We start from the raw sequence: 12,641 nt of genomic DNA, 5'->3' as shown, positions 1-12,641 counted from the left end.
CGCTGGGTTCTACCCGCGCAGGGCGGAGGCGAAAATTGCCGGCAGCTTGGACCAGGACGGTGCGCCCGCGAATGCGGTGAGCAGCTTGCCGGTCGATGCTGCGGTCTTGTTGGTGACGAACCACGGTGGCTTCGGGGAGATGGAGAGCTCGCCGTTGATCAGCGAGCGCGGCAGCGGCCGGAACGGCCCGCGCACCACTGTTCGCTCGGCCCCGTCGATCAGTAATGCATTGTGCACGATGCCGATTCCGCTCTGCACGTCGTCGACGGTGTGGCCGGGGAATGCGCCCCAGGTGGCCGCTGCGGTGAGGAAGCCGATGGCCGTCCAGGCGTTGACGGCGATGGTGCCGTAGCGCAGGTCGGCGAGCATGGTGTCGAACTTCTCTCCGAGTCCCTTGATGGTGCCGGGGGTGCCGATGATGTTGATGCCGAGTGTGCCGGTGAATTCCTCGTTCGCGGCCTGTACCGCCTTGGCCGCGAACGCGGCTCCGCTGTAGGGCAATTCGATGATGCCCATGACCGGTGCGAAGTACTCGGTCTGCAGCAGCGGTGCGTATTCGCCGGGGTTCAGATCGGTGATGAGCACGCGGCCGCCGCGCTCGCCGAGGCGTTCGGCGGACGGGTAGGTGGCGGTGGCGTCGGACACTCGCTTGTCGCTGCCGGGGTAGTAGGGCGCTCGTGCAGGCGCGCGGTCGAGGGCGGCGCGCAGGGCGGCGACGAACTCGTCGCGCTGCTTCCACTCCGAGGACAGCACGACGACCTGCGAAGCGACACAGTTGTATCCACTGTTGTGCAGGCGTTGGGTGGCGATGTGTTCGGCCTGGAACTCGATGTCGGCGCGGCTCCACTCACCGGGTAGAACGATGGTGGGCGAGACGCCGCCGAGTTCGCTGGAGATGTCCTTGGTGAGGATCGGGTCGTTGGCCGCCTTGCGCGCAGCTCCGTCCGGGCCCGGACCGAAGACGATCGCGTCGTGCGTGATGGCGCTGCCGGTCATGTGCACGTGGTCGACGGACACGTGCTGCACCAGGTAGGTGCCCACGTCGGCTCCGCCGGTGAGCAAGCGCAGTGCGCCGATGTCGACGAGCGGCGCGAGGATCTTCTCGAACACCGGCAGCAGCGGATCCATGATGGGGTTGAGCTTGAGTGCGACGACACGGTTGAACGCGATCAGTTCGTACAGCGCGTCCAGCGGCGCAATGGAGGTGATGTTGCCCGCGCCGAGTACTACTCCGATGCCTGCGGTGCGGGTGGGATCGAGCTGGGCGAGGCCCGCGGTCCGCTGTGCGGTTGCACGGTCGATTCCGGGCTTCAGCCACACCTCGGCCGTGAACCCGTTGAGCAGGAGTCGCTCGAAGATGTTGAGGGGCAGCACCGACACCGTCGTGCGCCCACCGGGTGCCGTCCCGAACGTGGCACCGGCCAGTGGGCTGGTGCCGGCTTCCAGCGCCGCGAGGGTGTGCGCCACGGTGCCGAGTCCGTTCAGGAACGAGTACGGACCCGACAGCCATTCCTCACCGACGAGACTGGACGAGGCGTCGAGTCCCTTGATCGACGATGCCGCGCTCACCCACTCCTGCGCGTGAGCTGTGGTCAGCGCATGCACGCGTTCGAGGAGGGCCCGCCGTTCGGCGAGGGTGAGACGTCCCCAGTTCTTCTCTCCCTCGGACAGATCGACGAGTGCGGAGTCGACTGCCTCGGTGGGTCCCGTCGTCGGTACGGATTGCAGGTGTGGGGTGACGTCGCTGGTCAACTTCTCGGCTCCACTCGTCGTTCGGGTACACGGCTTCCACTGTGATTGTGGTCGCACTCGGACGCGGGACGCTATGGGCCACGGGCCTGAAATCGGGTGCGACGGTTTGTGCCGCCGCACAATTTCGCTGTGGCGTGGCTTACACGGGTGAGGCTAGAGTCCTGTCATGACCGCGACCGAGTTCGACGTGCATCCGTCACCGACCGATCTGGCCGCGACGATGCTCGACGGCGTCGACGATCTCGCGACCGAATTGGTACGACGGATCCTGGGTGCCGAGCACGCCTACCTCGAATCGACGCTGCTCACCACCGAGCAGCTCTACGAGGCGTCGCGAAGCAATCTGGCGTCGATGCTGGGCAAGCTGTCCGGTCGTGCTCCCATGCGACTCGAGGCGGCTCGCGACGCGGGCCGCCTCAAAGCGGAGCAGGGCGTACCGCTGGCCGCTCTGCTGCATGCTTTTCGGCTGGGCGGCAGGTTGGTCTGGGACGAGTTGATGGAACGCTCGGATGGCCGGGCCAGTCATGCGTTGCTGGACATGGCCGCTCAGGTCTGGGCGCTGGTCGACGTGTACTCCGACGAGGCAGCGGAAGCCTATCGAGAGAGCGCCGACATGCGTGCGCGCGAAAGCGCCGAAGCCCGTGGACGACTCATCCGTGTGCTCTTCGCCGATCACGGTGCCAATCCGACTGCGGCAGCGGACGCGTTGCGCACGTTTCGCATTCCCGACCACGGCTACTTCGCAGTGGTCTCACAGGAGCCGTTGACCGCAGCGGTGGGGATCGACGGGTTGATCGCCCGTCTCCGTACCGTGGGTGCCGAATCGGTGTGGGATGCCGAGGTGGACGGTAGCGTCGGGCTGATCTGTGCCGCAACGGAATCGGACATCGATTGCGCGTTGATCACGCTGAGCGAGCTGTGTCCGGGACGGGTGGGGGTGAGTTCGGTCTTCCGGTCTCCGTCGGGTATCGGTGATGCCGTCGGTCAGGCCCGATTGGCGAGGTCGTGCACCCCGAACGCGGCCTCACCGTCCGCGCCGGTGCGCTACGACTCCGTGCCGGTACCGCTGCTGCTGGTCCGCGATCCCTCGTCGGGCCGCATTGCCTCGCGTCAGATACTCGGTGATCTGCTGGCGTTGCCGCGAGCCGAACGGCAGAGCCTGCTGGACACTCTCGACGCCTGGTTCTCGTGCGGCGGTTCCACCCGCGACGCCGCCGAATCGCTGCACTACCACCGCAATACGGTGTTGTATCGGCTGCGTCGCATCGCCGAGCTCACCGGCCGCGACTTCCGTGATCCGATTCAAGCCGCGGAACTCTACGTCGGGCTCAGGGCGTATCAGCTGCTGACGTGAGGGTCAGTGGCTGGCGAGGACGACGTCGAGAATTCCGGCTCCCAGCGGCACCGGTACGCAGGTCGGGGGACGCGCGTTCGCCGGGTCGAGTGCGTTGAGCGCCAGTCGCAGCGCGGTGGGGTCGTAGGTGAACGTGAAGTGCGCTACCTCGGTATCGGGGCACACGTCCTGCACCACGATGTTGTGCGCTCCCGGATCCCGCAGCAGCGCATTGGTGTACGGCTGGATCACCTCGTCCACCCTCGTTGCGATGGAGGTGTACTCCACTCCGGGCACGGTGTCGCCGCCTGCATTGAGGCGTTCGAGAAAATCGGATCCGGCCATCAGTTGGGCGAGACCAGGGCCGAATTCGCCTGCTACGACACCGGTTGCACCTGGCACTGCCTGTACGACGGGCGCAACCCCGTACATGGTGCCGCCGTAGGTCGGTGATGCGATCCCCACCCATCTGTCGACCACATAGGAACCGCCGAGCCTGTTGACGAAGTATCGAGCGACCGCGGCACCCTGCGAGTAGCCGACCACGTCGACGGCTTCGGCACCGGTTGCCTGGAGTATCGACAGGGTCATCGACTTCAGTTGCGCCGCACTGTCTTCGATGACGCCGTACCCGTTGGACTTGCCGTCCGGCGAGGTGCCGTAGTTGATGGCGAAGACGCAGAATCCGGCTGCTTTCAGGATGGGTGCGAAGCCGGCCCAGTCGGAGTACGCAGTGGCGTCGGTGCCGTGTACCAGGACGACTGGATTCGGGTGCGCCGCAGTGGGCTTGCAGCCCATGTCGTTGGCTCCGGGAGGTGCGGCGTCGCGATTGGATGCGGCGTAGCGAATGGCATCGGCGTGATCGGGTTGCTCGGGGGCAGCGGCGATGGGCATCAGTGGCCCCGCGTGCGCGGAGGGTGTCAGCAGCGCAGCGGCAGCGACGATTACGAGGGTGATCAGACTTCGCCGTGGCCCGCGCATGAATAGACGGTATTCCTCGAACTGTGGAATGTCCCTATGAGTGGGGGTGCTGACTGAGAAAAGTCACAAGAATTGTTCTTCGGGCGAAATCGTGCCCGGCGCGTACACCGCACGGGACCCAGCCGTGGTGGCTGGGCCCCGTGCGGAGAGAAGGATTGCTCTGCAGGTCAGAGGCGACTCACACGCAGCCAGTCGACGCTCATCGTCTGCGGGTACGGCGTGCTGTTCAGCGTCTTGCCGGTCCAGTTGTTGCCCACGGCGACGTTGAACAGGATGTAGTGCGGCCATGCGCCCGAGAACGCCTTCCAGTTGCCGCCCTTCGCCTCGTACTGGGCCTGAGTGAAGGAGTATCGAGCGACTCCGTCGACGAACCAGGTGATGCTGTTCGGTAGCCAGTCGATGCGGTAGGTGTGGAATCCGTTGCCGACCGGATTCATGCTGCCGCCGGTCTTCACATCTTGATTGGAGTTCCACTTCGAGGGACCGTGCAAATTGAATGACGGTCCGTACAGTCCGGGAATTTCGACGATGTCCACTTCCCCTTGGCTTGGCCATGAATATTCGCCACCGGGTTGTAGACCGAGGGTCCAGAATGCGGGCAGCAGGCCCTGGGCGCTCGGCATCTTGATCGATGCTTCGATGCGCACCGGCGGTGTCACCGATTGCTTGCCCATGCTGACCACGCGGGCGCTGGTGAAGTTGTACGGTGCCCGCTTGCGGTCCGGTGGCGTCTCTCGACGCGCGGTGATGTTCAGTGAGCCGTTGAACTGGTTGGCGTTGTTCCAGGAGTCCGTATAGTACTGCTGCTCACCGGAACTCGCGCCCCAGCGGCCGGTCTGAAACCCCCATTTGGAGGGGTCGGGTCCGCCGTACCCGTTGAATTGGTCTTCCCACAGCACGGTTCCTGCTCCGCCCTGGGTTCTCGGGGGCGCGGCCAGTGACGGGGCTGCGGTCGCCGACGAGACGGCAACGGCCATCGTCGTCAGGGCGACCGAGACAATTGTGAATAGTGATCGCATGAGGGGGATTCCTGTCAGGGTCATATGTCGGTGAACAAATGTCGACATTTGATTTCTAGCACGGCAAACTAGGCGGCAGAAGTTTCTTTTGAAATGCAGGAATTCTTGCGAATACAATGAATGAATTCACCTATGTTACTGGTCGGTAGCAAGGGTATCGACCAATGGTATGCAGTAGTCGGTTTGTTTCAGGAGTGACCGCAGTGACTCGGGAGGGTTCAGGAGTTGAGCGGTGCGAGCTAGACGGAAGCGACTCGTAAGAGAGCCAGCGTGGAGCCGGTGACGGGAATCGAACCCGCCTCTCAACCTTGGGAAGGTCGCGTTCTACCAATGAACTACACCGGCGTGTGGTGCGGTTCGAAGGTTACCAGGGCGTTCAGATGTCGATTCGCACGCCGTGTAGCAGGGTGAGGGCGTCGTGTGCTGGTACCGGCTTGGAGAACAGGTATCCCTGTGCGCGGGTGCAGCCCAGTTCGATCAGGGTGTTTCTGGCGGTCTGTGTTTCGACGCCTTCGGCGATGATATTGAGTCCGAACGCGTCGGCGAGTCCGATGATGGATTGGACGATGGCCAGGTCGCCGGTGTTCGTGGCTCCGAGGTCGGTGACGAAGGCGCGGTCGATCTTGAGTGCGTCGACGGGGAGTTCCTTGAGGTGCGACAGCGAGCTGTATCCGGTGCCGAAGTCGTCTATGGCCACTTGCACGCCGAGTTCGCGGAGCTCGCGCAGTGTCACGCGGGTGCGGGAAAGGTCCTGTACCACAGCCACTTCGGTGATCTCGAGGCAGAGGTCGGGCCCGGCTATCGAGAACTCCGTGAGTGCTCTGGCGACGGCGCCGACGAATCCGTTGGTGACCAGTTGGACGGGAGATATGTTGACGCGCATCGCGATGTCGAGGTGGGGGATCTCGCGTTGCCAGTCGGCGAGGGTGCGGCAGGCGTGGTCGAGTACCCAGCGGCCGAGTTCTCCGGCGAGGTTCGTCTCCTCGGCCACCGGGATGAAGGCGGACGGGGGGAGCAGACCTCGGGTGGGGTGTTGCCATCGGACCAGTGCTTCGACTGCGGTGATGCGTCCGGTGACGAGGTCCACCTCGGGCTGGAAGTGCAGGGTGAGGGAGTCGCCTGCGATGGCGTCGCGCAGATGGATCTCGACGTCGTTGCGGAGTTCGGCTTCGGCGTGCATCTCTTCGGTGAACAGGGCGATGTCGTGGCCGCCTGCGCGTTTGGCTACCAGGGCGGCTTGATCTGCCTGCCGCAGAAGCGACTCCGCCGTGTGCTTGCCCGGCTGGCCGAAGGCGATTCCGATGCTCGCACTTCTGCTGATGCGTTCGACTCCGAGGGTGACGGGGGCGTACATGGCGTCGGCGATCATCTCGGCGTGGTGTGCTGCGACGCGGGCCGAGCATGGCCCGGCCAGCACCACCAGGAATTCGTCGCCGCCCAGGCGTGCCACGAGACCGGCCGACTTGCCGACGAAGCTCTGCAGTCGGTCGGCGATGGTCTGGAGGTAGTGGTCTCCGGCGAGGTGTCCCAGGAAGTCGTTCAGTGCTTTGAGTCGATCGAGGTCGATGTGCATCACGGCGACGGGACCGGGCATGGCCGGGTCGAGTCGTTCGCGGAGGTGTTGTGTGAGCGCAGCGCGGTTCGGCAGTTTGGTCAGGTGGTCGTGCAGCGCCGAGAACCGGAGCTGCTCCTCGGCGCTCACTCGCGCCTGCAGTTGAGAGAGCAGTGCTGCAATCGCTTTGAGCGCGTTGAGTTCTGCCTCGGACCACGTTCGGTCGCCGATCTTGATGAAGCCGAGGATGCCGGTGGTGCGTTCCGAGTGCAGCAGCGGCACGACGGCCATCGAGGTCGCGGAGAATCCCGACGCGTCCTCGACGCGGCGGCGGTAGTCCTCCTGCTCCGGGTCCGGCCGGAACACTGCCGGTTCGGTCAGTGTTTCGGCCAGGCGGAACACCGAGTCTGCTTCGTCGAAGTAGACCACTGCCAGTGGGTCGGGATCGGGCACGCTCAGTCGCGGTGGCCATTCTGCGCTGAGTCTGGTGGCCCTGGCCTCGAAATCGTTGTGCCGGAGAAAGCTGAAGTCGATGCCCAGGTAGTCCACGAGTTGCCGCAGCACGGAGTCGTAGGCCTCGCGCACCGTCGCCGCATCGACTCCCATGAGTTCGGTTGCGACGCCGGTGACGAGGACCTCGAGCGTCTGGTTGTGCTCCAGGGCCCCACTCCCGCCTCTCGTAGACGCAGTGCAGGACTGTTCCCCCTGGTCTTCGCCGGAACTCTACCCCGATACAGACGCTGAAACAGGAAGTCTGCGACTATGTATCGGGGTTTTCGGGGCGCTACCGAGCCGCAACACCAGCGCGACGGACTCTGTGTTTTCGATTTCAAGCAGTGCGCGGAACTCGAAACTCAACTGCTGCAGCGTTTCTGCGTGGTGTGGTGCCAGTTGTCGATATTCCTCCGCGGTGCGCGCGTAGAGGAACGCGGGGGAAACCGGCTGCACTGCCAATCCGCGCAAATGCGCAGTAACCCAAACGTTCTCCGTTGCAGATCCCCCGATGATGTAATCTGCTGCGGTCGATCCGGGTACGACGACCACTGCGAGTGCCGAACTCGACAGCACACGGTCGCGCATGTCGGTCCCCAGCGCTGCACCGGCGTCCCACGCCTGCACGAGCTCCATGACGTCCGGCCGTTTGACGATCTCGAGCTTGGACAGATCCGCGTCGTCGATCCCCAGAGTCGACACCTCGATTCCCCGGTCGGGATCGAGATCCCCCGGCCAGCGCAACTCGGAGAACATGTCTCGATGCAGGTGCGGTGTGAGATACCGGATTCGATCGGCGGCGGCGAGGATATCCGCGGCCGCCGCGATGGACTCGCGTGCCGTCAGCAGCACTGCCCGGCCACCCTCTGCTTCTGCCGCCGCGACGATGTCGGCGACGATGCCGGCGTCCAGGGGTGCGCCGGTGCCCATTTCCCGATTGGTGCACCGCTCGAGAACGCCGTCGAGCAGGCGTCGATCGGTGACGGGTTGTGGGTCGCCCGCACTCAGGGTGATCTCGACTCCGTGGTCGGTGACCTCGCTGCGGTCGAGCCTGCCCTGCGCGGTGGCCACCACGCGCGCGTTGAAAGCGGCCGCACCCACTGCCACGCAGCTGCCCCGGAAGGCGACGTCGAGGGTCGACGTTCGGGAACGATCCACCCCGATCCGCACGGTGCGTCCTTCTCGGGTGAACGTCCACGGCTGACTGTTTCCACCGGACGGTGCTCGGCGCGCAGCGTCGAGAACGAGCGCGTCGGGATCGACGGATGCGTGGTGAGCGTCGACGGCGGTGTCGACCGAAGACTGCTGCGCCCTCGGTGTCGGGGCCGGGGCCGCGAGCGCGTCGAGATGGGTCTCGAGATCGACGCGGATTCGTCCGGAGGGCAGGTGCGCTCCGGTGCCGAAGCGTCGAACGGCTGCTGCGATGGTCGCGCCGCCGAGTTGAACGTCGCCACCCAATTGTGGCCAGGTCTCGATCGTTTCGCTCACTTCCACCATCGAGGCGGCCATCCGGGCCGAGAGCAGTGAGGCGTCGAGCTGATCGAGGACGATGGGGATCTTGTCGCGCGTGCCCAGCCCCCGCAGGCTCGTCGAGTCGATCTCGCCGAGGACGCCGTGGAACACCGGACGGTCGGGTTCGAGGTCGAAGCGCTCGACGTCGAGCAGTCCTCGGTCGGAGGTCTCCATCAGTACCGGGATCCCTCGCGAGCGGGCTGCCTCGCGGGCGCGGACCTTGACATCGAGGGAGTCGCATTCCTCGACGAGCAGATCGAGTCCGTCGAAGAACTCGTCGATGGTGTTCTCGGTGATTCCGTCCTCGGCGATCTCGACGCGCAGATACGGGTCGATCTCGGCAATGCGTCGGGCTGCGACGACCGCTTTGTTGACCCCGAGATCGAGGATCGACGCGGGAATTCTATTGAGGTTGGACAGTTCGATCTCGTCGAAATCGGCGAGTCGAAGCGTCCCGCAGATTCCTTCGAGTGCGAGAGTGTGGGCAATGGCGTGCCCGACGCTGAGGCCGATGATTCCGATCGTGAGATCTCCCAAGGAATTCTGTTCCTCGAGGGTTATCTTGTTTCTGTTCCTGTCGAGCCTCAGGTGTCGAAACGAGCGGGGTCCGAGTACGGCGACGACCGTCTTTCGCCACGGAAAGAAAACCCACCTGTCGTTTTCGTCGAGAAGGCTCTGCTCAGGGCCGGGAAGCAGTGAGCGCAGGCCTTTTCGCTGCGTCTTTCGCTCGTCCAGGAAAGTGAGGGTTCGGTCGCGTCGGAGTTCGTCGAGTGCGTCGCGCTGTGTGGCGTCCGTCTCGTCGAATATCACAGGCTTCCAGTGGTGGCCGGGTGTGGTTCGATCGTTCATGATGCGACTGCTTCCGGGAGTTCGACGGCTGCGCGGCGGTGTGCCAGCAGGGTGACCGTGTTGTGCCGCATCCGGCGCCAGGTGGCCAGGTCGGCGTTGAATGCGAGTGTTGTTCTGTCCCACCAGAACACCTCGGTTCGATAGCGATCGTCAGGGTAGGGGATCGGCTCGATCTGGGTGGCGATGACGGCACCGGTGTCGAGCCATGCGGTGCGGACGTGGGAGGCCGCGGTGGCAAGGGCGTAGCGCGCGCCGAGAAGTGCCGTGCTGTAGGCGGGTGATTCTGCGATCATCGCGGTGACGGCTCGGCCGTGGGGTGCGTGCTGAGCGACCCACGCGGACTTGAGTTCGACGACTCCGTGGTCGATGCGTTCGTCGAGCATGGTGTGCACGTGCCGTAGGCCTTCCGGATGGTCGGCGAATTCGATCAGTGCGTGCGATTGATCGACCGAGGAATACGGTCCTTGCACCCGTACTCCGCCGACTATTTGTCCGGTTCGGTCGAGTGCGGCGAAGAACAGCGCCGTGGTGCTGCCGTCACGAATGGCCGATATTTCGAGAGCGGTGGTGACACCGTGTCTCATATAGCTTTCCTCTGCGCCGTCGAGGAATTGTTTCCACAACCCCGGGTTTTCTGTGGGAGTGGTGGCCAGAACGAGGCATTGGGATCGCTGATCCCAGTACGAGGGGACGTCGAACGGAATTGTCATTTCAGTCTTCCTGACAGGAGTTTGCCGAATGTGAATGGTCGTGCCGCTCGATTGTCCGGCTTTTCCTTTGCAGAGCTATGCGCCGCGATCGGGACTCGGGTGTGTCGCGGGGGACCGCCCAGGACCAGTAGCCTGCAGAGGTGCTGCTCTCCGACCGTGACATCCGTGCCGAAGTGACCCTGGGAAACCTGGCGATCGAACCGTTCGACCCGTCGATGGTTCAGCCGTCGAGTGTCGATGTGCGGCTCGACAAGCTGTTTCGGGTGTTCAACAACACTCGCTACACCCACATCGACCCGTCGCTGCAGCAGGACGAGTTGACGACGTTGGTCGAACCTGCGGCCGGCGAGCCGTTCGTTCTTCATCCGGGCGAATTCGTTCTCGGCTCCACTCTCGAATTGACGACGCTGCCGGACTACCTGGCCGGTCGGCTCGAGGGAAAGAGCTCGCTCGGGCGGCTGGGTCTGCTCACGCACTCGACTGCAGGTTTCATCGATCCGGGCTTCAGCGGCCACATCACGTTGGAGTTGTCCAACGTCGCCAACCTGCCGATCACGTTGTGGCCGGGCATGAAGATCGGGCAACTGTGTCTGTTCCGGCTGTCGTCGCCGTCCGAGAATCCGTACGGCAGTGCCGCGGTGGGGTCGAAGTATCAGGGTCAGCGCGGGCCGACGCCGTCGAAGGCCTACCTGAATTTCGTCCGGTCGAGCGTCGAGTAACGATCTCGCAGTTTGTTTGCCAGCCGTAAAACATGACGAACGACCGGTTGTAGCGGTACTCTGGTGACCTCACGTGGGTTGGGGCCTACCAGAGCGAGGTTTCTAGTGTCCGCGGTTCACGATGTGTCCGTCCTCGGCGCTTCTTTGGGGTCGAGTGGTCTCCGCAGCGTGATCAGTGCCGACTCGCGCTCCGGTGCCGTTCTGGAAGTGCACGAGCCCGTCGCGTCTCGGCCCGCACCCAACGGCCTCGCCCCCGATCCGTGGGATGCCGTCGTCACCTCGGTACACAATCTGGCGACGGAGTATGCGTCGGCGGATTTCTATCCGGTGCTCGCATTGCGCGAGAGCGACCCCCGAACGGCTTACGACCAGGACTTCTCAGACGGTGTCGTCCTCGTATCCGAACTCGGCGCCCAGTTGGGTGCACTGCGTGAGACACGTGTGCTGGCAGGCGAACGCTGCGTCGCCCTGTTCGACGTCGGCGCATCCGGTACCTCGGTCTCCGTCGTCGACATCGACAGCGGTGACGTTCTCGCGTCGCGTCGAACCGACGCGCTCAGCGGCGATGAGTGCGATCGAATGCTGTGCGATCACCTCATCGCGACATTCGGTGCGGCCGAGGCGCCGACGATCGAGGCTCGCAGGCGGCTCGTGCACGACGTCCGCGACGGCAAACACGAGCTGGCCCTGCTTCGCAGCGTGTCGATCATCGGGCCGTTCGTCGGCGGACGAGCGTCGCTGTGGCGTGGCAATCTCGACGAGGTCATCGGCGACGCCGTGCACCGAGCCGTTTCGATGGCCGTCGACGTCCTCGATGCGGTCAGCGCGCAGGGCGTTCGCGTCGACGCCGTCGTCGCCGTCGGCGGCGGTGCCAACATGCAGATAGTTCGCCAGGTCCTGTTCGACGCGGTGGCGGTGCCGGTCTACGTGCCCGAGCAGCCGGAACTGCTGGCGGCTTACGGCGCTGCCGGGATCGTTCGGACGGTGGGTCTGCGGCCTGCGCCGGCGGCACCTGAGGTGCTCACCGATCGATTCGCTGCCGTGGACCGGGATTCCGCAGACCTCGAGGTGGCCGCGGTGGTCTCCAAGCGTCCCCGGCACAGCGACACCTCCTTCAAGCGGATGACCAGGGCCAACAAGGCTCGGCATCTCGGCGGCGCGCTCGCGGCACTCGTCGCGGTATGTGCAGCCGGCACCGTGGTCACTGCGGCGGCACGGACCAGCGGCGAAGATCCAGCGACGTCGGTGACCACGTCGCAGGACTCCTCGCAACCCGCCCGGTCGCAGTCCGTGGTGCCTGCGGCGGACGGGTCAGCCGCCGAACCCGCCGAACCCGCCGGGCCCTCGGTGCCGTTCGCGACCACGACGGCGACGCCGACCTCGTCTCCGGTCGGCGCGCCGACAACGTCGTCCTCGTCCCCGGCACCGGCCACGACGGTCGCCGAAAGCGCCACCGCCACACGGCGCGTCGTCACCACGACCGGTGCCCCGTCCGTCATCGAGCAGACGACGGCACCGAGCAGGCCCACCGTCGATTCGTCGACCGTGGTGCAGACGACGGTCCCACCCGCCGCCACGACTCGTCCGACCACAACGCGTCCCACCACGACCACCCGGACCACGACGCCGACGACCACCACGCGGTCGACCCGGACGTTCGATTTTCCGTTGCCGGATTTCGACTTTCCGCGACGCTGACCGGTCTGCGCTTTCCGCCGTCAC

The 12,641-nt window shown here is 64.9% G+C and carries 9 protein-coding genes and 1 tRNA gene; 3 read left to right on the top strand and 7 right to left on the bottom strand.

Annotation, left to right across the window (positions count from 1 at the left end; genetic code table 11):
- Nucleotides 1-9 precede the first annotated feature (9 nt).
- Nucleotides 10-1,728: an aldehyde dehydrogenase family protein gene (locus AYK61_RS14190; RefSeq protein ID WP_183130439.1), complete on the bottom strand. Its 1,719-nt coding sequence runs from the start codon at nt 1,726-1,728 to the stop codon at nt 10-12.
- Nucleotides 1,729-1,918: 190 nt separating this feature from the next.
- On the opposite strand from AYK61_RS14190, the gene AYK61_RS14185 reads away from it, so the two are divergent.
- Nucleotides 1,919-3,106 (top strand): CdaR family transcriptional regulator, encoded by a 1,188-nt coding sequence (locus AYK61_RS14185; protein WP_121871241.1) that lies wholly within the window; start codon nt 1,919-1,921, stop codon nt 3,104-3,106.
- Between the two features lie 3 nt (nt 3,107-3,109).
- Here AYK61_RS14185 and AYK61_RS14180 read toward each other — a convergent pair whose 3' ends face one another.
- From AYK61_RS14180 to AYK61_RS14155, 6 genes are all read right to left on the bottom strand, one after another.
- On the bottom strand, nt 3,110-4,066 hold the full coding sequence (locus AYK61_RS14180; protein WP_121871240.1) for a triacylglycerol lipase: 957 nt from the start codon (nt 4,064-4,066) through the stop codon (nt 3,110-3,112).
- A 167-nt stretch (nt 4,067-4,233) separates the two neighbouring features.
- Nucleotides 4,234-5,085 carry a glycoside hydrolase family 16 protein gene (locus AYK61_RS14175; RefSeq protein WP_121872746.1) on the bottom strand — a complete coding sequence of 284 codons (852 nt, stop codon included), beginning with the start codon at nt 5,083-5,085 and terminating at the stop codon, nt 4,234-4,236.
- A gap of 271 nt (nt 5,086-5,356) precedes the next feature.
- Nucleotides 5,357-5,430, bottom strand: a tRNA-Gly gene (locus tag AYK61_RS14170).
- A 31-nt stretch (nt 5,431-5,461) separates the two neighbouring features.
- A complete protein-coding gene (locus AYK61_RS14165) occupies nt 5,462-7,243 on the bottom strand; it encodes a bifunctional diguanylate cyclase/phosphodiesterase (protein WP_121871239.1) in 1,782 nt (593 codons plus the stop codon).
- Between the two features lie 117 nt (nt 7,244-7,360).
- On the bottom strand, nt 7,361-9,490 hold the full coding sequence (locus AYK61_RS14160) for an Rv1355c family protein (protein ID WP_121871238.1): 2,130 nt from the start codon (nt 9,488-9,490) through the stop codon (nt 7,361-7,363).
- Nucleotides 9,487-10,200 carry a hypothetical protein gene (locus tag AYK61_RS14155; RefSeq protein ID WP_121871237.1) on the bottom strand — a complete coding sequence of 238 codons (714 nt, stop codon included), beginning with the start codon at nt 10,198-10,200 and terminating at the stop codon, nt 9,487-9,489. Before AYK61_RS14155 ends, AYK61_RS14160 begins: the two co-directional genes overlap by 4 nt.
- 140 nt (nt 10,201-10,340) lie before the next feature.
- Between AYK61_RS14155 and dcd the strand changes: the two genes are divergently transcribed.
- Nucleotides 10,341-10,919 (top strand): dCTP deaminase, encoded by a 579-nt coding sequence (dcd, locus tag AYK61_RS14150; protein WP_032396620.1) that lies wholly within the window; start codon nt 10,341-10,343, stop codon nt 10,917-10,919.
- 168 nt (nt 10,920-11,087) lie between these two features.
- Complete coding sequence (locus AYK61_RS14145; RefSeq protein WP_147458333.1) at nt 11,088-12,617, top strand: Hsp70 family protein; 1,530 nt, start codon at nt 11,088-11,090, stop codon at nt 12,615-12,617.
- Nucleotides 12,618-12,641 lie beyond the last annotated feature (24 nt).

Origin of the sequence: Rhodococcus sp. SBT000017, assembly GCF_003688915.1 — a bacterium.
Classification (GTDB): Bacteria; Actinomycetota; Actinomycetes; order Mycobacteriales; family Mycobacteriaceae; genus Rhodococcoides.
This window is presented reverse-complemented; position numbering and strand designations above follow the sequence as displayed.